The organism is Clostridium tanneri (assembly GCF_033659955.1).
Classification (GTDB): domain Bacteria; phylum Bacillota; class Clostridia; order Clostridiales; family Clostridiaceae; genus Clostridium_AM; species Clostridium_AM tanneri.
On record NZ_JARUJP010000001.1, the window covers coordinates 227,172 to 250,342 of the forward strand.

Consider the following 23,171-nt stretch of genomic DNA (forward strand, 5'->3'; position numbering starts at 1 on the left):
TAAAATTATATCTACATAAGATTATATTACAGTCCTGCAACAACATATCATATAATACAACTTATAACTGAATAACCTAATTCAATAAATAAACATAAAAAAGCCACTTTCAATGAGTATCTTTTGAAAGTGGCTTTTTCTCTATTTCATTATCTTACATATATTGTTTGTAAACTCTAATGGATCATTTATTGGTAATCCTTCAATAAGTAACGCTTGATTATACAATAAATCTGTATATAAATTTAACTTATCCTTATCATTTTCATAAGCTTCCTTTAAGGATTCAAATACGTCATGATTTACATTTATTTCCAAAACTTTATCTGCCTTTATATTTTGGTTATTAGGCATTGAGTTTAGTACCTTTTCCATTTCAATTGTAAGTTCACCATCGTTTGATAAACATACCGGATGATTTTTCAATCTTTTTGATGCTCTAACATCTTTTACTTTACCTGATAAAATACTCTTCATACTTTCAAAGAGCTCTTTGCTCTCTTTGTTATCTGCATTTTCCTTTTCTTCTACTTCTATACCTAAATCAGAACTAGATACAGATTTAAATTCCTTATCTTTATACTTCATTATCATTCGTACAGCAAACTCGTCTACATCATCAGTAAAGTATAAAATTTCATATCCTTTGTCTAATACAAGTTCTGTTTGAGGCATTTTCTCTATTCTTTCATTTGACTCTCCTGAAGCATAATAAATATACTTTTGTTCTTCTGGCATTCTAGAAACATATTCTTCTAAGGTAACCATCTTTTTCTCCTTTGATGAATAGAACATCAATAGATCTTGTAAGATATCCTTGTTACTGCCAAAGTCACTATATATACCATACTTTAATTGTCTTCCAAAGGATTTATAGAACTCCTCATACTTATCTCTTTCATTTTTCAATAGATTTTCTAATTCATTTTTTATCTTAGTTTTTATGTTTTTAGCAATAAGTTTTAACTGCCTGTCATGCTGCAGCATCTCTCTAGATATGTTAAGAGATAAGTCTTCTGAGTCTACTATTCCTTTTACAAACCCGAAATAGTCAGGCAGCAAGTCAGAGCACTTGTTCATTATTAAAACACCATTTGAATATAACTCCAATCCTTTTTCATACTCTTTAGTATAGAAATCGTATGGCATTTTTTCTGGAATAAATAGGATTGCGTTATAACTTACTGCTCCATCTACACTAATATGAATATGCTTTACTGGATTATCAAAGCCGTAGTGCTTTTCTGAGTAGAAATTGTTATAATCCTCCTCTGTGAGCTCATTCTTATTCTTTCTCCATATAGGAACCATACTGTTTACAGTCTGTTCCTCTGTGTATTCCTCATACTCTTTTTCACTGCCTTCTTTAAGCCTACTTCTAGTAACATCCATTTTTATAGGATATCTAATAAAGTCAGAGTATTTCTTTATAATTGATTTTAGTCTATATTCTTCTAGATATTCATCAAAATTTTCATCTTCTGTATTTTCTTTTATTTTAAGTATAATATCTGTGCCAAAGGAGTTTCTTTCACAAGATTCTATAGTATAGCCCTCTACTCCTTTAGATTCCCATTTGTATGCTTCATCGTTTCCGAAGGCTCTGCTTATAACAGTAACAGTGTCAGCTACCATAAAGGCAGAATAGAATCCTACACCGAACTGTCCAATTATATCATATCCATCTTTTAATTCATTTTCTTTTTTAAATTTTAAAGACCCACTTTTTGCTATAACCCCTAGGTGGTCGTCTAATTCCTCTTTTGTCATGCCAATACCGGTGTCTGAAATCTTTAATATTCTATTTTCCTTATCACAGCTCACCCTAATATAATAGTTATCTTTATCAAAGCTCAAGGAGTCATCTGTTAATGCTTTATAGTAAACCTTGTCAATTGCATCACTGGCATTAGAAATGAGCTCTCTTAGAAAAATTTCCCTATGGGTATAGATTGAATTAATCATAAGATCCAGCAGTCTTTTAGATTCTGCCTTAAACTGTTTTGTTTCCAAGTAAATCTCTCCTCCCATGATAATTATTAGCACTGTCTTCTCTTGAGTGCTAAGTTCTATTTTTTTATATAACATATTTTCAAATTTATGTCAACAGCTTTTACTATTTGTCTCTACCTTTAAAATACATCAAAAAGACCTAGAACTGTTACTTTTCTAGGTCAAAATAAACTTTAATAATTATAATAATTTTTCTTACTTAATTTACTATTGAATTATTTTATCCTAAACTGGCCTAACTCCTTTTCCAAGCCTTGAGATAAGCTTTGAAGTTCCGTAGCATTTTTTGTAAATTCACACATCATAGCGGTGATTTCTTCTATAGAAGCATTTACTTCCTCTGTAGAAGAAGCAGTTTCTTCAGAAACAGCAGATATACTCTCTACTTGATTTACAATAACACCTTTTTGATCATTAATAGTTAAAATACTACTTCTTATCTGACCTGCCATAGAGATTAAATTATTTATTGAGCGATAGATTTCATTAAATATTTCTGTGGTTTCTTCAACAGTCTTACCTTGATCTGTTATCATAGTACTTGCTTCTTCCATTGCCTTTACTGCTGTTGAAGACTTTGATTTAATAGCTTCTACTATAACCTTTATCTCGTCAGTAGATTTTCTTGACTGTTCCGCTAATTTTCTAATTTCATCTGCTACAACAGCGAATCCCTTACCAGCCTCTCCTGCACGTGCAGCCTCTATGCTTGCATTTAAAGATAAGAGGTTTGTCTGATCAGTAATTTGTGTAATAGTATCAGAAATCTTGTTAATTTCTTGTGTACTTACATTCATATCTTCTATTATTTCTGTAACAGTTACTGCCGAAACCTTAGTTTCATCTGATTTATCAGCAAGAACTTGAACCATTTGTAATCCTTTGTTGCTAAGCTCCTGTGCATTACTAGATAGCTCGTTCATTTCCTCTGTAGCTTCAGCAATGTTATCTAAGCCTTGTGCTAACTGCTCCATTCCAAAAGCTACTTCCTGGGTACTTGAAGCTTGCTGTGTTGCACCTTGAGAAATTTCTTCAATAGCCCTTGATATTTCCTCAACAGAAGCAGTAGTTTCCTCTGACATAGCACTTAGATTAGAGGATGTGTCAAGTACAACTTTTGATGAATTCTCCACTCCTACCATCATTTCTCTTATGTTCTTTGTCATCAAATTAAAATCCTTTGATAGTTTTCCTAGTTCATCCTTTGATTTCACGTCAGCTAGAGTGACTAAATCTCCTCCTGAAGCTACATTCATAGAATGACTTAATTTATTTATATTATTAGATATTGTTCTGCTTATAAGAATAGACAGAAGTGCACTCAATACTGATGTTATAAGTACCAATATAAAAGTCAAAAATTTTATTTCACCTGTATCCTTAGTAAGTTCGGATTCATTTAATGAAGCAAATATTTTCCAAGTTGTAGATTGGTTTGTAGTATATACTCCAAATTTTCTATTTCCTTCATACTCATAGTTTGTAAATCCCTCTTTATTCTTTGAAGCTTGATCCCATAAACTTAACTTTTTAAGAGTATCAGTTCCAACTATCTTTTTATCTGGGTGAACCAAAGCAGTACCTTTGTCGTCAGTTACAATTATGTATCCATCGTCTCCGACCTTTACATTTGATAGGTTTTCTGTAAACTTAGAAAGTGTGATATCCATAGAAACAACTCCAATTGCTTTACCTTCCTTAACAATAGCCTTTGCAATAGATACAACAAATTCTCCACTGTTAGCATCTTTATAAGGCTCTGTATATATTACTCTATCTGGAGTGTCTATAGCTTCTTTATACCAAGGTCTTCCCTTATAATCATATCCTTCTGCCAATTTAACTTCAGGATAGGTTGTAAAGTGTCCACCTTCAGTTCCAAAATAAACACTTATTATATCATTATCACTCTCTTGAACATCTTTAATACTATATTTAGCATATTTAAAAGAATCTTCAATTTCCGTATTATCAACGTTTACTAGGTTTGCATTAACGGATAATACCTTTACTTGATTCCCCATAGCATCAAAGTAATTATCTATGCCTCTATTAATTTCCTTTAGAGTTTGCATACTTGTAACTTCAAGCTTCTTTTCTAGTACATTTTTAGATTTGAAGTAAGATGTAACTCCTAACAAAATCACGGGAATTAAGCAAATCGCTACCATGGTTACAATTAACTTACTTTTTATTGTGTTTAGCATTAAATTTACCTTTAACCTTTTCATAGTTAACTCAACTCTCCATCTATAATTTATAGTTTACAATTTTACTCTATAATTATATAACATTTTTTTACAACCTTCAACACAAATTGACATTTTTCTCGAACAGTAATATAAAAAAGAGCCTTTCCCTAAATTAGGAAAGACTCTTCACCAATATCACAATGTATTTACTTGTTAACTAGTTATATATCTAAGCTTAACTTATATATGCGGCTATATATCAAATTTCAAATCACTGCCATTAGTTTCGTTAAACTCTCTTACATGCGTGGAAATTTTGTTCAAATACTGTCTATCTAAAATAACAATTGAATTTTCATCCTTTCTTATACAGTTTTCCTTTATAAATCTATTTATAGTATTATATAAACCTTTTCTGCTCACTGATAAAACTTTGCAAAGACTGTACATACTTTTAAATTTAAATATATTATTTTTAGAATTTTTCAGTATGTGAAAAGCAAATAACTCCTCAAATTTAAACAAATCCTTCATCATTAATTTCTTGTACATATAATATATTCTATTACTAGTCTTCAACAAAAATATTTTCATGAAATCCGAGCTTTGCTGCAATTTTTTAAAGGTATTTTTATCTATTTTTAATAAGGATGCATTACTTGTAGCTTTAATGTCACAAAATAAATTCTGATCATGCATGTAACTGATTTTCCCTACGAACTCATTTTCCGACAGTTCATCTACTAAAAAGCTCTTGCCATACTTGGTTATACATTCTACCTTAACCTTTCCATCTAATATAAAAAAGATCTCTTCAAGGTTTTCACTAGAACGAGTTATATATTGTCCTTTTTTATAACTTACAATAGATATTTCATCTAAGTAATCCTTTATGTGATCATATATACATATGTCCTTTAACTCCATGCTCACTCATCCTTTGAATAAAATATATACTTATATTATAAATGAAAAACTAGCAATTCCAATAGTAGAATTACTAGTTTTAATAAACTTGATGGATTTTTAATATTATGCTGTATAAATAACTATAATAGTATAGTTAAAACAAAGTATCGTGGCCGATGTAACAAACTATGCTGTTCTGTAAAAACATATTCTGTATTTCTTTTAGCCTAGAATCAGAAACGTCTCCCTCTAATGAGTAATCATAACTTTGGCCAAGTTGTGTCCATTTTGATTCTCCAAGTCTATGAAATGGGAGTATATTTATTTCCACTAGACCGTTAAAATTCATAAATTTAACTAATTGTAGTATATTGTCGTCATTATCATTAAAGCCATGTATTACAGGCATTCTCAGCACAAGTCGGCCCTTCCAGCTAGATTTTGCAAGTGATGTTATGTTACTATGAATTAAGTCGTTGTATACTCCAGCCTTATCCTTATGCTTTTCTCTATCCATATGCTTAATATCAATAAAGGCAAAATCTATATGCTTCATTACATCCAGGAATATTTCCTCCTTACTATATGCAGTTGTTTCTATCGCTGTATGAATACCTTTTTCCTTGCACTTTTTAAGTATCTCAAGTAGAAAATTACTTTGCGAAAGCGGATCTCCTCCACTAAATGTAACGCCTCCACCGCTTCTCCAATTATTAGAGTCCCTTGTTAATATGTTCATTAATTCCTCAGTGCTATATTCTTTAGAACATACTTTAAGAGCATTTTGATAGCAGGCTTTTGCACATTCAAAAGTAGTACAATATTTGCATATATTAAAGTTTAGTACCGGCTTATTTTCCTTATCAAAGCTTAGCCCCTTTTTAGTACACTTATCTTTACATATTCTACAGCCTTTTTCATATTTGCAGGACAATTCACTAAACATTATATGAGGTTTCTTAACCCAGCTTTCCGGATTTGCACACCATCTACAGCTAAGTGGACACCCGCTCATAAATACAGTAGTCCTACAACCTGGTCCATCGTGAACAGAAAAACTCTGTATATCAAATATCAATCCTTTAGTATTCACAATATTAACCTTTCCTATTGAACTTATGACTATTACAAGTTACTGCATTTAAACTGCCATAAACCCAATCTTCTTTAGATAAACCTCTGCATATTCCTATACCATTCTCATCTGCATTATGAAAGTTCTCACAGTTATTGCATTTAGGTGCTAAATCAAATTTACTACAGGTATCAGTATCTATATAAATTAGATTTTTAGTCAATCTACATATTCCCTTATTTGCATCTATACTACAAAAATTTAAACAATCATTATGTTTTAATGCCATATTACTACACCCCTTCATGTTGAGTTCTTGATATTACTTCATCTTGAATAGGCTTACCTAATTCACACCAATACTGAGTAAATCCTGCTACACGAACTAGTAAATCTCTGTACTGATCTGGAGATTTTTGTGCTGTTTTTAATATAGTAGAATCTATAATGTTGTATTGTACGTGGGTGCCGCCTCTTCTCATATATGCTCTAGTTAAATCTAATAATTTTTTCGTGCCCTGAATGCCCTTTAGTGCAGCTGGATGAACTTTTAGATTCATTTGAGAATTTTGTGATGTAGTGTGATCCCAAATGTTAGCTGATTCAAATAATGCATATAAACCATTTCTATCTGTTCCTGGATATGCAGATACTGAACCATCAGAATAAGTAGTTCCACCTAACCTTCCATCTGTAGTTGCTAAAGTAGCTGCTCCCTGTGGTCCATGAGTAGACACAGATATTTGACAAGGATACATTTTCTTACCATATAAGGATTCAACTTTGCTGCATGCCTCTGCTAACCATTCTTCATAATCTTTTAAAATACTATCAACATAGAAGTCGTTATTTCCGTACTTAGGTGCTTTTAGGCAATCACCATATATCCTGTCATACTTATCAACACCATCAACTTTTACCTGTTCTGCTAATGAGTAGTTTCCAGTTTCAGATGCTTGTTTATAACCAAAATTATTTAAAATTCCATCTATCATCTCATTGAGAGTATATTCCTTACTATCATACACTAAGCTTTTTAAAGCTGCTAAAGAGTTTATCATAGTGATAGTTCCACAGGTTTCTACATTAAAGGTTCCGTTATATCTATAACCCATATTTCCTATATGATGACCCTTATCTAATGAATCTGGCTTAAGAAAAGAATTTATAACAGCCATATTTTGTTTTCTCCAAATATCATGTTCGATATTGTTAGTTTTAGCAAGAATCTTTATTGTATCTTCATAATATTGTTCAAAGGTTTCAATTAATTCTTCAAAAGTTTCAAGTTTTCTATTATGAGGTGGATAAACCTGCATTCCAGTTCTATAATCTTTTCCATTAGTTAAAACTAGTTCAAGAACTTTTGGATTTGCTATAAAGTGAACGCCAACACTGGTAGGCTGACCAGCACCACCTGGAATTTCATAGCTTTTGCCATTTAAGGTTAGTACTTTCCAACAACAAGGAGATATCTCTAAACAGCCTCCAATTGCAACTGATCTAGCTTCTTCAATAGTCATTCCCTCTTCAGCATATTGATTTATCATGAAATCCATTGCATTTCTATTATTAACCCATGCAGGATATCCCGTTCCAGTTTTACAACATTCAGCAGCCTTTATTAAAAATTCCTCTGGAAGCTTTTCATCATACATTACCGTTAAAGTTGGCTGTGGAGTTCTACAAGTTATTCCCGCTTCTAATATTATCATTTCTAATTCATTAGCTGCACTTTGGTTTTGTCTTGTTAATCCTCCTAAAGATAGGTTGTTAAAAGTGTTACCAGATAATACTCCACCATTAACTCCTGCTGAAGCAAAAACATCAATGCAAGTTATTTTGATTCTGTAAAGTTCCATAAGTTCAAGAACTTCCTCTTTTGTTATCTTACCGCTGGCTATGTCCTGTTCATACCAAGGGTACAGTATTTGTCCAAGTTTGCCTATAGATAGTCCGGATATAACATCTTCATTTAATACGGCTATATGAAGAATGTAGGACAACTGAAGTGCTTCTCTAAAATTCTGTGGTTGATTATGAGCTATAGATTCAAGACACTCAGCTATATCCCTATACTCCTTTTTCTCTTGATCACTAGAGGACCTTCCCTCTAATAGCCTAGCATGATTAGCATAATTAAGAATCCACTGTTGAAGTCCTTCTATAACAATTATAACTGCTTCATAAAAGTAAAGTCTGTCCATACCTATTAGTCCATCACCATCTGCATTTCCAGCAACTTTATCTATGCATTCCTTTGCTATTTCCTTAAGCTTATCAAAACCATACTGCAGTGGGTAGTAATAGTTAACTACTTCTCTTCCCTGTGGTATCGTATATCCAGAATCAAACATGCATACTAAGCTTCTCATTATTTTTTCCTTAGTTTCATATTCTGGTACCATTTTTTCATATCTAAGACTTACGTCCTCAACAGATTTGCCAACCCATTCCCTTGCAACCTTTAAAAGTGCAGGAATTTCTTCCTTTCTCATTCCAAACTTGCCGGCAATAGACACTATCTCTCCAAAGCTTTTCGTTACGTTTCCACCGCCTTGTCCAACATGACTTAATTCGTCTGCTGCACTTCCAACTGATTTAGAAGCCTCCCTTGAGATCTCATCCCCCTGTGCAACGAAGAAACTTTCGCTAAGCCATGGCATTGGGAAGGACCCTCTATAGTTTCGAGTTTTTTGCATAACTAGCTTTTCGCCTGGTATTATATTTGGTGTTACGCGGGAAAAAGCTTCTTTCAAGGCTTTGGCCCTTCTGACTATGGTAATTTCACCATCTAATTCCTTCCACTTTCTATTGTACCAGTATGGAAATTCCATATCTGCTGTAGCTAAAGTATTATAGAAAATATCTCTTAAGGCATTAGCTCTAGGAGTTGGTTCTTTTGGTATATTGTCTTGTTCTCCATTATCACTGGAGCAATTGCTAATATCTATTCCCTTTGACAATAATATTTCTTTCATTTTATCTTCCACTGACTTATTCATCTATTTTCCCCCTCTTACTACAATCTATAGATAATATACTATTAATTTAAAATAAGAAGATAGTGTAAAGTATACTAAAATTTAAAATTTTAAATAAATTCATACAAAAACTCTTCAATTAGTTTAAGCAATATAATTTCTCTATATCTTAAAAGTTTCAATTCTCAACCAAAACTCAAAAACCCGGGTGATTTTTTGAATCACCCGGGTTAGTTAACAAATTGATTTATTATACATAATGACCTACTTCATCAGCATTTTGTTCTTCTTCATCTTTTACAACTAAACTGTTCAACTTATTATCTAATAACCAAAGAATAATACCAGCTGCAATAGCAATACCTGCGATTACAAAGTATACAGATGCAAATTTGAATTTTAATGTAAACTCATACAACCATCCGTAGGACTTTCCTGCAAAGAAGACAGCAAGTACCCAAACACTCATCATTCTTGATAATAATCTAGGTGGAGCAAACTTACTGATGAATGAGTTTCCAAGTGGTGAGAACACCATTTCACCAAGGGATAATACTATACCGAATGCAATGATCCAGCCAAGTGATGCAAGATTACCGCCTCTTGTAACATCTGCCATTGCAAAAATTACATAAGATAAACCTAATAATAACATTCCTAAAGCAGTCTTCTTAAACATACTTAAGTCACCTTGAGGTCTCTTAGCTAATTTTACCCATAATCCACCAAGAATTGGTCCTAATGAAATACACATTAATGCATTTAATGAATCAAACCAAGCTGTTGGCACTGTAAAGTTACCTATAGTCCAGTTAGCAAGTGCATTGTCGCCGCCCCAATAGTAATACACAGGCATGTAGGCTAAGTACCAGAACACCCAGAATATTACAGAGAAGAAGGATATTAAAACGATTGCAGCAACTCTTTTCTTTTCCATTGATGTAAGAGGCTTCTTTTCTTCTACTAACTGCTTCTCTTTTACCTCTTCGTGTTCATCAACCTTGAATGGTTTTTTACCTGTTTCGCCTAAGAATCTCCATCCAAAAATGAACCAAGCGGCATCAATAAACATCATAATTGCACAGATTAAGAAACAGAAAGCGTACCCCTTAGTTCCTACAAGTACCCCTATAATGGTTGTACCAATAAAAGAACCAATGTTAACGAAAGAATACTGAATAGAAAATGCACTATCTAATTGTCTTGGATCATCGAAAAGTCTGCCTGTTATAGCGTTTGTCTGACATTTGAATAAACCTGTACCGATAGAAACTAGAATAATCATTAAGTTAACCATAGCAGCACTTGAGGCTTGCCATCCCACTAAGTAACCTGCTCCCATCAAAATCATTCCTATTGGAACAAGGTATCTAGCACCTACGATACGGTCAGAGATATACCCACCGATCAATGGAGCAAGATAAGTAAATGCTACTAAGTTTGCAGACATTTTTGCTCCTTCTGCAGCGGAAAGACCAAGTCCTCCCTTTGCTACGGTAGCAACTACGAATACTGCGATTAACCATTTTGCTGAGTAGAATGCAAATCTTTCTAATGTGAAAGCAAATGAGCACACATAGAACCCAAATGGTCTTCTGCTTGTACTTTCCATCTTTTCATTCCTCCCATAAAAAAATTTAATATTGAGTCTGTATTTCAAAGTCATGTGCACATCTCTTAGTTAAGTGGTTTGCACTGACTTGAATACCATATGTTGTGAAATTGTTACCTTCACATAACCTATAATAGCACAATTTTTTCACCAATACAAAGAAAAAATGTAAATAATTTCATTTGTAAAAATTCAAAAGCTTCAATGTAAACATTGACATCTGAAGACAAGCGTATTATATTAGTAATCGTATTATACTAGTATTTAATAACCAAATTGGGAGGCAATAACTATGAACATAAACAAATTAAACAGGGTTTTAAAATCAATGGAAGAACATGAGATTCCTCAAATGATTATTTCTGATCCTACAGCTATTTTTTATTTAACAGGCAAATGGATTATGCCAGGAGAAAGATTACTAGCATTGTACTTAAATGTTAATGGAGGCCACAAAATCGTTATTAATGAACTATTCCCGCAAGAAGAGGATCTTGGTGTAGAAATCGTATGGTATAACGATATCCAGGACGGAGTTGAGATTTTATCCAAATTTGTAGAAAAAGATAAAGTTATTGGTATCGATAAAGTATGGCCATCTAGATTCTTATTAAGATTACAAGAACTTGGTGGAGGAAGCAAATTTGTAAACGGTTCCTTTATCGTTGACTATGTAAGAATGATTAAGGATGAAGAAGAAATTGCTATCTTAAGAGAATCCTCAAGATTAAATGACCTTACAATGGATGAATTGATTCCATGGGTAGGAAGAGGTTTATCTGAAAAAGAATTAAATGCTAAAGTTCGAGAAATTTACAAGAAACATGGTATTAACGAAGTATCTTTCGACCCAATCACAGCATATGCTAAGGGAGCAGCAGATCCACATCACGTAACAGATGATTCAAAAGGAAAATATGGAGATTGCGTTGTTCTTGATATAGGCGGATTCTACAAGAACTATGCATCTGATATGACAAGAACTGTATTTATCGGTGAAATTTCCGAAAGACAAAAAGAAATCTATGACATCGTTGTAGAAGCAAACTTAAGAGGTATTGCTGCTGCAAAACCTGGAAATAGAATGTGTGACGTAGACTTAGCTGCAAGAAACTACATAGAATCAAAAGGATATGGAAAATACTTCACACACAGAACTGGACATTCTTGTGGTTTAGAAGATCATGAATTCGGTGATGTTTCTTCCGTAAATGAAGACATCATCAAACCAGGACAATGCTTCTCTGTTGAGCCAGGAATTTATTTACCAGAAGAAGGAATAGGCGTTCGTATCGAAGACCTTGTTATAATAACTGAAGATGGCTGCGAAGTATTGAATAAATATACAAAAGATGTAATTATTGTTCCTGAACAGAAATAGAGATAAGGAGATTATTTTATGAAGATTACCGAAGGTTACATGCCCTATCTAGAATATAAAACTTACTATCGTATAGTAGGTGAATGTACTGGAAATAAGAAACCTTTGCTCTTATTACACGGTGGACCAGGTTCTACACATAATTACTTTGAAGTACTTGACAAGATTGCAGAAGATGGTCGTGCAGTCATTATGTATGACCAATTAGGATGCGGATTGTCCGCAACACCTTCCCGCCCTGACTTATGGTGCGCAGAGACATGGATTGAAGAATTAATTCAGTTACGTAAACACCTAGGCTTAGATGAAATTCACTTACTAGGACAATCTTGGGGAGGTATGCAGGCAATTCAATATGCTTGTGAATACAAACCTAAAGGAATTAAAAGTTATATTTTATCTAGTACTTTACCATCCTCTGAATTATGGGAAAAAGAACAACGTCGAAGAATTAAATTCCTTCCACAAAAAATGCAGGATGCTATTGCAAAAGCAGAAGAGACCGGGGATTATTCCACAAAAGAATATCAAGAAGCAGAGGCAGAATTCATGCTTCGTCACTGTGCATATCCATTAGGACCGGATTCACCAGAATGCTTAAGACGTCCAAAGGTTGCTGGAACAGAGTCCTATATAACTGCATGGGGGCAAAACGAATTCACTCCAACTGGAACATTAAAAAACTTTGATTTTATGAAAGAGATTGAGGATATTCAAGAACCTTGTTTAATCACCAGCGGCTCCCATGATCTTTGCTCACCATTTATTGCAAAGACAATGTATGACAAGATTCCAAATTCAGAATGGGAATTGTTTGAATCCAGTCTTCACATGCCATTTGTAGATGAAAATGAGAAGTATATAGAAGTACTTAATAAATGGTTGAATAAAAACGATTAATTTTAAAAACAAAAATGCTTTCGGTTCGTTATTAATCATAGAAAAAGAGGTGTTTCAAGGCTAATTACTTAGTTTTGAAACATCTCTTTTATTGATTTTAATAATAGTAAACAAACAGCAGTAACAGAGACCTTTACAAATGGAATAATCAAGTTAACTACTAAAGCAGACAATATTTTAAGATGAATTGAATAAAAATTAAGAAAACTAGAATTAATCTATTAACATATATAGATTATCGATATATAATAATATTAATAATAAGTATATAGATTGCCTATATATGAAAGGGGTGGTTAAGTTGTCAGTTAACAACAGTTTATATTCTGGGGATATCACTATGCTTATTTTAAAATTACTCCAGAAAAAAGATATGTATGGTTACGAAATGATTGAAACTTTAAAAAATAGTTCAAACAATATGTTTGAACTTAAGGCAGGCACGTTATACCCTTTACTACACACTTTAGTAAAACAACAATATTTAAATTACCATGAAAAAGAAGTTAACGGAAAAGTTCGCAAGTATTATAGCCTAACATTACAGGGGAAAAAATTATTGCAAGATAACACTTCTATATGGCAAAAATATGTTAAAACTATGGCATCCTTACTAGAATTAGAGGCGTATTAATATGAAGGCAGATGAATATTTACGTATTTTAACTAAAAATATCTCTAACAGAAAAATAAGAAAGGAGATTTGCGTGGAAATGAAAAATCACATTACTGACCAAAAAGAAGCATATATTAAAATGGGGTATTGTGATGAAGATGCAGAAAATGCAGCTATTAAAGACATGGGAGATCCTAAAGCTACAGGTGAGATGTTAGATTCTATACACCCTGTAACTATTGATTGGCCTCAGGTTATTGCTCTAATTATAATAACTCTAGCCTTGCAATTAGTAAAAAAACTATTAGAACTAAATGGCTCGGATTTTTTATCTATAGCACCCATTGATATTTTAAGAATCCTAGGTATATTCTTATCAGTATATGCCCTAGTATGGATAGGCATTGAAAAATATTCAGATCTTCCACTCTTTTATGGTAAAAGTCAACGTGGAGGTTCAAACGCCAATGGTGTATTTATCTGCTCATTAGGAATAGTAATGATATCTCACTCTCTTTTACAGACTATAATCCTAATATGTATTTTTGCTTCAATAATAAGTATTGAACGATTCATTATTGAATCCAAAAGAATAAAAAAAGAGCAAAAATTTCTTTGGCAGCAAGGAGTAGCTTGTGAGGACTTTAATTATAAGGGTAAGGGACTATTTGACAATGCTACAAAGACAGTTTACTCTCAACGTCAGTCAATAAAAAAGGGAGACCCGCTTATTATAGTCAATATGGATGGGTTCAATCTAATTGTAAAAAAGGCAGAACCTTTATAATAAAAAACCGCCAGTATACAAAGGAAAGATTAATCATGTTATTAATCTAAACCCACTTTTTCCCCTAACAAGCTTATTTTTGCTGTCAGAAGGAATGCCAAAAAGCAAATATAAGCTTGTTCAAGGTTTCCTATCTGGTACTATAGGTCAAATGACTCGCCCAAAAAAATATTTTCTAAGACCTAAAATTTTAAATATGTTCCTATCTATTTTTTGTCACCTGCTAGAGCCTCTTAGCCTATTACGCTATGCGAATTATTAGCTTTGCATAAGCTATTGTTTTTAACGTAAGGAATGTAATCCTTGACCCAAGGGTGATTTCCAAGTCTTCCAGAGCTACAGAGATTGAAGAGAAAAACAATAAAGTCTCTATAAACCAGGCGAAGTACCTACAAGCTCAGGTACTCTCACAAACTCATAGTTCTCTGATTTTAAATATTCTATTATTTGAGGAAGTGCCGTTACTGTATTGGATAAATTTCCTTTCTTCCCTCCAGCACAGTGCTGCAGAATTATTCCACCTGGTCTTATCTCTCTCTTGATGGTATACATTATAATATTAGGTGGTATACCCATCCAGTCAAGGGTATCCACTGACCAATCAATAACTTTGTATCCCATAGGGCCAATCTCCTGCACTGCCTTTCTATTAGCAGCACCATACGGTGGACGTACTATCGCTGGATGATAACCTGTTATACTAAATAATATATTATCTGTTTTCTGAATTTCAGATTTAATTTTATCTGGAGATAGCCTATCCAAGTCTTTATGATCCCATGAGTGGTTTCCTAAAGCATGACCGTCTTTTAGTATTTGCTTTACAATCTCTGGATTCCTCTGTGCTCTGTTACCTAATATGAAAAAGGTTGCTTTTACATCGTTTTTCTTTAAAATATCTAAAATTTTTGGAGTAACAACTGTATCTGGGCCATCATCAAATGTTAATGCTATTTGCTTTTTAGTATTATTACCTTCATAAAATATAATATTATTAAATTGTGTATTACCATAGGCTTTCCCCTGATTATATTCAGAACTATAATTAAGCTGAGCTAGTGATCCATTTTTTAATAATTGAATTACTTTAGGAAAATCTATATAATTTCTGATTTTATAAATACCTAAAATTAATAACAGAGCCATAAAAGATAGGATCAACAATTTTCTAGCTTTATAATTATAAATTATCATAGTATCCTCCTTTTAAAAATCATCCCTATATTTTCAATGATATTATGTGTTTCCCATAGTAATATTATAGATAAGATTGAAAGATTATATTTATTTTCCTTATTAGCTAGTTATAACCGTAATTTTTATATCTAACTTGTATATTGAATGGTAAACCTCTGCGAATTTATGCCACATTATAATCCCATGAAATTTTTAAAATGTGCCCTGTAGAATAGATACTATCAAAATTTCACCCTAATGGAAAAACAATAAAACAAATATTTGAGGAGTGTGGCTTTGATGTAGAAACTTTAGACATGATAAGAATAAAAGCTGTAGTGAAAAGATGCATCTCTGGCTTATATCTTAGCTTTCTTGCTACTAAATAATCACGAAACTCATTATCAATTGATAGATAATTTCATATTTATCTTCTTGATTATACGTCAATTACAGTGTATTATATATATTATATCCTATTATCAATTGATAATAGAATGATTCTTTGGGAGGTAAAAATGAATAGAAAAACAAAGTTTGCAAGGCTTTCAATATTATCCAATTCAGTTCTTATTATTTTAAAGTTAATTGTAGGCATTACTACCGGTTCTGTAAGTATAATATCTGAATCAATTCACTCTACTATGGATTTAACTGCTGCTATAATAGCTTTTTTTTCAGTAAGAATCTCAGACAAACCTGCTGATGAAATGCACCCTTACGGACATGGTAAAATTGAAAATGTTTCTGGTGTTATTGAGGGATTGCTTATTTTTGTAGCATCTATCTGGATAATAATAGAGGCCATTAAAAAAATTATTTACCCTGAAGAGATAGTCTCTATTGGCTTAGGATTTATTGTTATGTTTATATCTTCTGGTGTAAACTTTCTTGTTTCTAAAAAACTATATAAAGTTGCTAAGGAAGAAGATTCTATAGCCTTAGAAGCTGATGCTCTTCATCTGAAAGCAGATGTATATACCTCTCTTGGTGTTGGAGTAGGTTTATTATTAATGTTGATTACAAAGTTAAGTTTCTTAGATCCTGTAGTTGCTATATTAGTTGCAATATTTATCTTAAAAGAAGCAGTTGAACTTTTAAAAGTAGCTTTTGCTCCCCTAATGGATGTTAAAATATCTGATGAGGAGATAGAAATAATAAACGGAATTATATCTAAATATAAGTCAGTTTATTGCGATTTTCATGATTTGAGAACAAGAAGAGCAGGACCCAATAAATATATTGATTTACACTTAGTGTTTCCTGAAGATATGGCCATAAAATCTGCACATGACATATGTGATGAGATAGAAGAAGGCATTGAACAATCCTTGAAAAATACTAACGTTATGATCCACATAGAATCTTGCACACATTACTGTCGTAATTCTGGTTGTAAAAAGTTTGAGATTTTAACAAAAGAGTGGCTTAAGTAAACTTTTACAAATTCTCCTTAATTAACTCTTTGAAGTTGAAATAAGAGACAGTACAATTTTCATTAAAAAATGGCAAATGTAAACTCTAGAATCAGATTTTTTCCCTATACACATAAAAGGATAAGATATCCTTTTGCATATCTTATCCTTTTATATATAATATAGGTGTACTAGTAAAGGCTCCTGTTCTATTATAAGCAGAAGATATTCTCGGGGTTTAAGAGATAGTACTTCCGCCAAGTATAAATTTATGGTGGGAAATTGCTATTTGACGGAAGGAGTAAATCTGTATAACCCTTGATACTACTTGCTTAACTTAACCACAGTTTCGATATGGGGCGTATGTGGAAACATATCCATTAGCTTAACCTGCTCCACAGTATATCCTGCTTCCTTAAGCACTTTCAAATCAGTAACTAAAGTTTTCGGATTACAAGATACATACACTATATCTGGTGCATTAAACTTAATAACATAATCTAAAGCCACAGGATGTACCCCTGGTCTTGGTGGATCTAGAATTATTACATCAGGTTTGTCTTTAATAGTCTTAATAACCTGAGCTACATCTCCAGCTATGAAATGACAGTTTGTCAACCCATTAAGCTTAGCATTCTCATTAGCAGCCTTAACCGCTTCTTCTATGAGCTCCACTCCTAGAACCTTTTTAGCCTTAGGTGCTACAATTTGACCAATAGTTCCTGTACCACAGTACAAATCAAAAACTACTTTAGATGATGCATCTCCTAAAAAGTCCTTTACCATACTATACAACTTTTCTGCTCCTCTAGAATTAGTTTGGAAGAAGGATTCAGGAGATATTTTAAACTTAAGCCCTAAAAGTTCTTCTATAATGTAATCCCTTCCATAAAGAACTTCTACACTATCAGCTTGAACCACATCAGAGAAGCTGTCATTTATAATATGTAATATTCCTTTTAATTCGCCTTCATAATTTAAAGCTTTAAGGATTTCTGTAATCTCTTCAAAGTTAAAATCTAACTGAGAAGTAGTAACTATATTTATTAATAATTCACCAGTGTTTCTAGCTTTTCTTACAACAAGATTTCGTAAAAAACCTTCTCGTTTCATTACTCTGTAGTAAGGAAGTTCCTTTTCTCTAAAGTAATTTACCACTGTATCTAAAATAACTCTAAAGTCTGCATCTACTATCTGACATCCATGAACATTTACAATACCAAAACTTTTACCTTTGATGTGCATGCCTAAAGTAAGCTCCCCGCCCTTTTCTTCATCCCCAAAGGTAAACTCCATCTTATTTCTGTATTCAAGTTCATCTGGACTCTTTTCTATACCTAAATACTCAAAGCCATCAATCTCTGCTTCACGAAATAATTCCAAAACCTGTTCAGTTTTTAACTCTAATTGTTTATCATATGGTAAAAACTGAGAAGTACATCCTCCACATAGATTAAAATGAGGACATGTCGGCTCTACTGCATAATCTACATTATCTATTACTTCTACTATCTTTGCTTCTGCATACTCTTTTCTCTTTTTAGTAACTCTTGCTTTAACCTTCTGACCTGGTACTGCATTTTTAATATAAACTTTAAGGTCATCCATTTTTGCTATTCCTGTACCAGGAAACTGGGTCTTTTCTATATTAAATTCATATTCATTGCCTTTTCTCAACTTTTACTCTTCTCCTTCTTACGCTTCTCTTTTGCCAAATTTTTCACCTATAGTTTTGCTGTGCTTTGATCTATACATTATAGGTGGATATATAACTAGTATTATTAAGAATATTATAATATATACTCCTTTTAAATCTGCAACATAATATCCGAATATTAATCTTAAAATAAGATCAAACAAAAATAGAGCTGCAGTAGATAAAAGAGCTGTTACAGCTGTATCTATAAATGATGCTTTAAAATTTTTTATCCAGAACTCTGGCCTTTTCTTTTCATCTTTTTTATCTTCAACTACACTTATATTTTTATCTTCAACGCTATCTAAAGCCGATTCTTCTATAGTATTTTCACTGGTATTCTCACTTTCTTTAAGGGCCGCTAAAATTTTAGCTCTTTCTATTTCCTGAGTTTCTTCTAAATTTTTAGTTCTTAACTCCTCTAAGAATTCTTTTTTAGCTTCTTCATCTATAATAAGACCTTCTTGAATTTCATCCTTATCTTCCATGACTTTCCCTCCTATTTTTTCTTATAATAACAAATATATTATGCTATACTATTTCCCGTATGTAAATACCAATCTAAAAATACTTCATATACTACTAGATGTTGTTGCATAGCTTTTATCTATTTGTTAAAATATATAAGCCCTTATTAATTATAGTATTTAAAGCCCTATATCTGCAACAGCTTAATAATTTATTCACAAATTATTTTATGATTATACATATATCTATTCTATAATTTAGAAGGATTAATTTTACATACTTATTGGAGGATTTATTAATGAAAAAAGTAAGTTTCTTTATGAATGCCTATATAGATTTATTTTTATTTGTACTTTTTATAACAATTAAAATTCTAGTTTACGGTAGTCAAATGCAGCCAGACTATTTCTCCTATGCTGCACTATTGCCTCCAGTACTTGCTTCAGTTTTAATTCTATCTGCTATATCTCTTTTATTTAAAAATAAATTTCGGATAAAATTCTTATATATCTGTAACCTTCTCATAACCCTTTTTATAATAGGCGATTTAACTTATTTTAGGTATTTTAAGGACGTTATATCTATACCGGTTTTAGTAAACGGTGTTGCCTTGGGAGCAGTTAAATCCAGTGTGGCTAGTCTCATAAAATTAACTGATTTCCTTTACGCTGCTGACCTTTTGCTTATGGTGCCTTTCATTAGGGGTTATAGAGCTAAAGATAACTTAGAGTTGCCAAAAAAACTTAGGTTTTCACTTCTTATGATTTGTTTAATTATAGGGTTAACTGCCAACATTAAAAGCTTTTACAGCTTATCAAAGGAGCAGCCTAGACTTTTAAGTACAATGTATAACAAGGTATATATAACTAGAAAACTTGGTGCTGTAAACTACCACAGTTTGGACCTTTATAATTCTATATCTGCCGGTATAAGCAGGTTAACTCCTCTTTCCAATGTAGAGGAAAAAGAAATAAGAACCTTTCTGCAGACAAACTCCCGAGAAGAATCTAACTTAAAAGGAGCTGCGAAAGGCAAAAACCTGATTATGATTCAGGTAGAGGCTCTTCAAGGCTTTGTTATAGATAGTAAGGTTAACGGTGAAGAAATAACTCCTAATTTAAATAAGCTAGCTAAAAATAGTGTTTACTTTAATAATATATTTTATCAAACTGCAGCTGGAGGAACTTCTGATGCAGAGTTTATGACAAATAACTCCTTATACCCTGCTTCTTCTGGTGCCGCTTACTTTTTATATGCTGGCAACGAATTTAATGGAATGCCTGAAAACTTTAAAGAAGCTGGATACGATACTGCTGCCCTACATGGTTTTACAGAGACATTCTGGAATAGAAACGTAATGTATAAAAAGCTTGGATTTAATAATTTTTACGGAGAAAAAAGTTATACAGTTGATGAAACTGTTGGCCTTGGTCTAAGTGACAAGTCCTTTTTAAATCAAGCAGTAGAAAAGATAAAGACCTTGAATAAGCCCTACTATAGCTTTTTAATAACCTTAAGTAGTCACTTTCCTTATGATGATCCTAGCAAGTACGGCACCTTTAATGTAGCTTCCTATGAAGGCACTCTTCTTGGAAATTACATGAAGTCTATACATTACACTGATGAACAGCTTGGAATTTTCTTTGATAAGCTAGATAAAGAAGGAATATTAAAAGATTCTGTAGTGGTTCTATATGGAGATCACTATGCTATTCCTAAGGAACAGATAAATCAGTTATCTACATTTTTAAATAAATCTTCCCTATCAGATATAGAGTGGGCTCAGCTTCAGAAGGTACCATTAATTATCCACTTCCCTAATGAATCTCCTAAGGGCGTAAATGACATCTATGCTGGCCAAATAGATATCTATCCGACACTATGTAATTTATTTAGTCTTCCAAATAAGGGCTTAATGGGTAGGGATTTATTTAACTCTAAAGAGGAAAAAGTAGTTTTTAGGGATGGTTCCTTTACTGATGGGAAGTATTACTATATGGCCCAAACTAACACCTACTACAACCTAACTACCTATGAAAAAGTAAGAGAAACAGAGATCTTAAAAAAGAAAAAAGATGATGTAATAAATCAGCTAGAGTATTCTGATGATATTTTAAAGCACAACCTGCTAAAAAAGTTTAAATCAGAAGATAAATAATAGCATAACAATAATATATAAACTTTTTTGAAGCTTTCCCTCTATGGATAAGCTTCTTTTTATTTATATCACTTTATAAGCTAGTAGTGCATATCTATTTTTTATGATAATATCTTATTTGAATAAATAACTTAATGTAATGGCGGTGTATTTTATGACAATGAACTTAGTATTTTTATGTACAGCTGGATTTTTTGCAGCTCTTATTGATTCGATAGCAGGTGGTGGCGGCATTATAAGCGTTCCTGCCTTCTTATTAGCAGGTGTTTCTCCTCATATAGCTTTAGGTACAAATAAATTTTCCTCTTCCTGTGCATCCTTTACCAGCTCAATTAAGTTTGCCCAATCAGGAAAAGTTGATTTTAAAATTTTAAAGTACTTAATTCCCTTTACTCTAGTTGGTGCTGTTCTTGGGGTAAATACGGTTTTGGCTATAGATACAAAATACTTAAATACTATAGTACTTGTGCTTTTATTGTGCGTTGGAGCCTACAGTCTATTTTCAAAAACTATAGGTATGGAAGATAAGTTTGAATCTCTTAATAAAAAGAATATACTTCTAGGCATGGTCCTTGCACTATCTATGGGATTTTATGATGGTTTCTTCGGCCCTGGTACAGGCTCCTTTTTAATTTTTGGACTTATATCTATTTACAGCTTTGACTTTGTACGAGCTGGCGGAAACGGAAAGGTCTTGAACTTTGTAAGTAATATTACTTCTTTAGTTGTTTTCGCAATTAATGGTTCTATTGATTATAAAATAGGTATACCTGTTGCAATATTTATGATACTTGGTGCAAGAGTTGGAACCAAAGTTGCTCTTTCCAAAGGTGCAAAACTTATGAAACCAATCTTTGTAACTATGTCTCTAGCTGTAGCTGTAAAAATGTTATATGGAATGATTAACTAATGGTAAATATATTATTAAAAAGTAAGGCAAATTGATACATTTTCCTTACTTTTTATTATAGTCATATATTTTCCCTTTGAGATTTAAATAAAAAAAGGATTTGCTAAATAAATGTAGAATACATTTCATGGCATGAGAAATATTAAATTATGTTAATTAAGACTTGAAGGGAGTTTTTACTATGCTAAAAAGAGTTAAACTAAATATGGATCTTATCGAAGCTATGCTTTATTACTGGCAGGCTACTAATGACAGAGAGAAGGTTTCTGAAAAATACCTCAACGATGTAGCAGATATGGCTGGTCTTACACTTATTTATGATGAGGAATTCAATGAGGAATCTGTTCGTAAGGTACTAAGTGCTATAACAAATAGAGAACCTTTCTCGGCAGCTAATAAGAAAGAGGGAAGATTCTGGAACAACAATATGTGGATGATGGAGGACCTAGGATACACTGATTTAATGGTTCAACCTCTAAAAAAGCTTAATATTGATACTGTTTTAGAAAAACTACAAAATACACCTCTTGGTGAAAAATATGAAGAGCTAGAAGTTATAATATCTCCAATGCATCTAGACGAATATAAGATAGTAGATAATAAGTTAATTATAAACTTCTTTAGAGTGAAACCAAGTGATATAGATGATAATATTTTCGTAGATGGAAAGGAAATAAAAGAATATATCGAAGAAAAATTAAAGGAGCTGCTTTAGTTTTTTAACCTTTATCCAAAACCTTATTCTATGAATATAAAATCAACATTAAACAAAATCCCCTGAAGAATCCTTCAGGGGATTTTGTTTAGAAAATTCCTACTTCATTGAATAATCCCTGTGTGAAAAAGCCTTTTTGTTGTATAATTGTTGTTGGGGAATAT

General features: G+C 32.4%; 18 protein-coding genes. 8 read left to right on the top strand and 10 right to left on the bottom strand.

Features of this window, described 5'->3' with window-relative positions; genetic code table 11:
• Positions 1–141 precede the first annotated feature (141 nt).
• The 7 genes from htpG to P8V03_RS01110 all read right to left on the bottom strand — a co-directional run bounded on the left by htpG (position 142) and on the right by P8V03_RS01110 (position 10,785).
• Positions 142–2,013: a molecular chaperone HtpG gene (htpG, locus tag P8V03_RS01080; protein WP_318796434.1), complete on the bottom strand. Its 1,872-nt coding sequence runs from the start codon at positions 2,011–2,013 to the stop codon at positions 142–144.
• Between the two features lie 215 nt (positions 2,014–2,228).
• Positions 2,229–4,244: a methyl-accepting chemotaxis protein gene (locus P8V03_RS01085; RefSeq protein ID WP_318796435.1), complete on the bottom strand. Its 2,016-nt coding sequence runs from the start codon at positions 4,242–4,244 to the stop codon at positions 2,229–2,231.
• A gap of 213 nt (positions 4,245–4,457) precedes the next feature.
• Positions 4,458–5,132 carry a Crp/Fnr family transcriptional regulator gene (locus tag P8V03_RS01090; protein WP_318796436.1) on the bottom strand — a complete coding sequence of 225 codons (675 nt, stop codon included), beginning with the start codon at positions 5,130–5,132 and terminating at the stop codon, positions 4,458–4,460.
• A gap of 136 nt (positions 5,133–5,268) precedes the next feature.
• A complete protein-coding gene (gene hpdA / locus P8V03_RS01095) occupies positions 5,269–6,207 on the bottom strand; it encodes a 4-hydroxyphenylacetate decarboxylase activase (protein ID WP_346432495.1) in 939 nt (312 codons plus the stop codon).
• A gap of 4 nt (positions 6,208–6,211) precedes the next feature.
• Positions 6,212–6,478 carry a 4-hydroxyphenylacetate decarboxylase small subunit gene (gene hpdC, locus P8V03_RS01100; RefSeq protein WP_318796437.1) on the bottom strand — a complete coding sequence of 89 codons (267 nt, stop codon included), beginning with the start codon at positions 6,476–6,478 and terminating at the stop codon, positions 6,212–6,214.
• 4 nt (positions 6,479–6,482) lie between these two features.
• Positions 6,483–9,194, bottom strand: coding sequence for a 4-hydroxyphenylacetate decarboxylase large subunit (gene hpdB, locus P8V03_RS01105; RefSeq protein WP_318796438.1), 2,712 nt, complete (start codon positions 9,192–9,194; stop codon positions 6,483–6,485).
• A gap of 229 nt (positions 9,195–9,423) precedes the next feature.
• Positions 9,424–10,785: a peptide MFS transporter gene (locus tag P8V03_RS01110; protein WP_318796439.1), complete on the bottom strand. Its 1,362-nt coding sequence runs from the start codon at positions 10,783–10,785 to the stop codon at positions 9,424–9,426.
• Positions 10,786–11,077: 292 nt separating this feature from the next.
• Between P8V03_RS01110 and P8V03_RS01115 the strand changes: the two genes are divergently transcribed.
• The 4 genes from P8V03_RS01115 to P8V03_RS01130 all read left to right on the top strand — a co-directional run bounded on the left by P8V03_RS01115 (position 11,078) and on the right by P8V03_RS01130 (position 14,469).
• On the top strand, positions 11,078–12,166 hold the full coding sequence (locus P8V03_RS01115) for a M24 family metallopeptidase (RefSeq protein ID WP_261670890.1): 1,089 nt from the start codon (positions 11,078–11,080) through the stop codon (positions 12,164–12,166).
• 18 nt (positions 12,167–12,184) lie between these two features.
• The gene (gene pepI / locus P8V03_RS01120; protein ID WP_318796440.1) at positions 12,185–13,066 is read left to right on the top strand and encodes a proline iminopeptidase; all 882 of its coding nucleotides are present in this window, start codon (positions 12,185–12,187) and stop codon (positions 13,064–13,066) included.
• 301 nt (positions 13,067–13,367) lie between these two features.
• A complete protein-coding gene (locus tag P8V03_RS01125) occupies positions 13,368–13,700 on the top strand; it encodes a PadR family transcriptional regulator (protein ID WP_318796441.1) in 333 nt (110 codons plus the stop codon).
• A 1-nt stretch (position 13,701) separates the two neighbouring features.
• The gene (locus tag P8V03_RS01130; protein ID WP_318796442.1) at positions 13,702–14,469 is read left to right on the top strand and encodes an NfeD family protein; all 768 of its coding nucleotides are present in this window, start codon (positions 13,702–13,704) and stop codon (positions 14,467–14,469) included.
• A 369-nt stretch (positions 14,470–14,838) separates the two neighbouring features.
• On the opposite strand, the gene P8V03_RS01135 is transcribed toward P8V03_RS01130, so the two are convergent.
• Positions 14,839–15,663 carry a polysaccharide deacetylase family protein gene (locus tag P8V03_RS01135; protein ID WP_318796443.1) on the bottom strand — a complete coding sequence of 275 codons (825 nt, stop codon included), beginning with the start codon at positions 15,661–15,663 and terminating at the stop codon, positions 14,839–14,841.
• A gap of 500 nt (positions 15,664–16,163) precedes the next feature.
• Here P8V03_RS01135 and P8V03_RS01140 point away from each other — a divergent pair, with 500 nt between their 5' ends.
• On the top strand, positions 16,164–17,081 hold the full coding sequence (locus P8V03_RS01140; protein ID WP_318796444.1) for a cation diffusion facilitator family transporter: 918 nt from the start codon (positions 16,164–16,166) through the stop codon (positions 17,079–17,081).
• Between the two features lie 303 nt (positions 17,082–17,384).
• Here P8V03_RS01140 and rlmD read toward each other — a convergent pair whose 3' ends face one another.
• Together rlmD and P8V03_RS01150 are read right to left on the bottom strand one after the other, a co-directional pair.
• Positions 17,385–18,737, bottom strand: coding sequence for a 23S rRNA (uracil(1939)-C(5))-methyltransferase RlmD (gene rlmD / locus P8V03_RS01145; RefSeq protein ID WP_318796445.1), 1,353 nt, complete (start codon positions 18,735–18,737; stop codon positions 17,385–17,387).
• 18 nt (positions 18,738–18,755) lie between these two features.
• Complete coding sequence (locus tag P8V03_RS01150; protein WP_318796446.1) at positions 18,756–19,244, bottom strand: hypothetical protein; 489 nt, start codon at positions 19,242–19,244, stop codon at positions 18,756–18,758.
• Positions 19,245–19,522: 278 nt separating this feature from the next.
• Between P8V03_RS01150 and P8V03_RS01155 the strand changes: the two genes are divergently transcribed.
• The 3 genes from P8V03_RS01155 to P8V03_RS01165 all read left to right on the top strand — a co-directional run bounded on the left by P8V03_RS01155 (position 19,523) and on the right by P8V03_RS01165 (position 23,007).
• Positions 19,523–21,382 carry an LTA synthase family protein gene (locus P8V03_RS01155; RefSeq protein WP_318796447.1) on the top strand — a complete coding sequence of 620 codons (1,860 nt, stop codon included), beginning with the start codon at positions 19,523–19,525 and terminating at the stop codon, positions 21,380–21,382.
• Positions 21,383–21,536: 154 nt separating this feature from the next.
• A complete protein-coding gene (locus tag P8V03_RS01160) occupies positions 21,537–22,292 on the top strand; it encodes a TSUP family transporter (protein ID WP_318796448.1) in 756 nt (251 codons plus the stop codon).
• A 181-nt stretch (positions 22,293–22,473) separates the two neighbouring features.
• Positions 22,474–23,007, top strand: coding sequence for a TDE2712 family protein (locus P8V03_RS01165; protein WP_318796449.1), 534 nt, complete (start codon positions 22,474–22,476; stop codon positions 23,005–23,007).
• Positions 23,008–23,171: the final 164 nt, after the last annotated feature.

Bases quoted from the DNA above. Each gene is read 5' to 3' on its own strand.
- P8V03_RS01160 (WP_318796448.1), top strand. From the start codon at position 21,537: ATGACAATGAACTTAGTATTTTTATGTACAGCTGGATTTTTTGCAGCT.
- P8V03_RS01155 (WP_318796447.1), top strand. From the start codon at position 19,523: ATGAAAAAAGTAAGTTTCTTTATGAATGCCTATATAGATTTATTTTTA.
- P8V03_RS01165 (WP_318796449.1), top strand. From the start codon at position 22,474: ATGCTAAAAAGAGTTAAACTAAATATGGATCTTATCGAAGCTATGCTT.
- P8V03_RS01130 (WP_318796442.1), top strand. From the start codon at position 13,702: ATGAAGGCAGATGAATATTTACGTATTTTAACTAAAAATATCTCTAAC.
- P8V03_RS01090 (WP_318796436.1), bottom strand. From the start codon at position 5,132: ATGGAGTTAAAGGACATATGTATATATGATCACATAAAGGATTACTTA.
- P8V03_RS01115 (WP_261670890.1), top strand. From the start codon at position 11,078: ATGAACATAAACAAATTAAACAGGGTTTTAAAATCAATGGAAGAACAT.
- P8V03_RS01150 (WP_318796446.1), bottom strand. From the start codon at position 19,244: ATGGAAGATAAGGATGAAATTCAAGAAGGTCTTATTATAGATGAAGAA.
- hpdC (WP_318796437.1), bottom strand. From the start codon at position 6,478: ATGGCATTAAAACATAATGATTGTTTAAATTTTTGTAGTATAGATGCA.
- pepI (WP_318796440.1), top strand. From the start codon at position 12,185: ATGAAGATTACCGAAGGTTACATGCCCTATCTAGAATATAAAACTTAC.
- P8V03_RS01140 (WP_318796444.1), top strand. From the start codon at position 16,164: ATGAATAGAAAAACAAAGTTTGCAAGGCTTTCAATATTATCCAATTCA.
- P8V03_RS01085 (WP_318796435.1), bottom strand. From the start codon at position 4,244: ATGAAAAGGTTAAAGGTAAATTTAATGCTAAACACAATAAAAAGTAAG.
- hpdB (WP_318796438.1), bottom strand. From the start codon at position 9,194: ATGAATAAGTCAGTGGAAGATAAAATGAAAGAAATATTATTGTCAAAG.
- P8V03_RS01110 (WP_318796439.1), bottom strand. From the start codon at position 10,785: ATGGAAAGTACAAGCAGAAGACCATTTGGGTTCTATGTGTGCTCATTT.
- P8V03_RS01135 (WP_318796443.1), bottom strand. From the start codon at position 15,663: ATGATAATTTATAATTATAAAGCTAGAAAATTGTTGATCCTATCTTTT.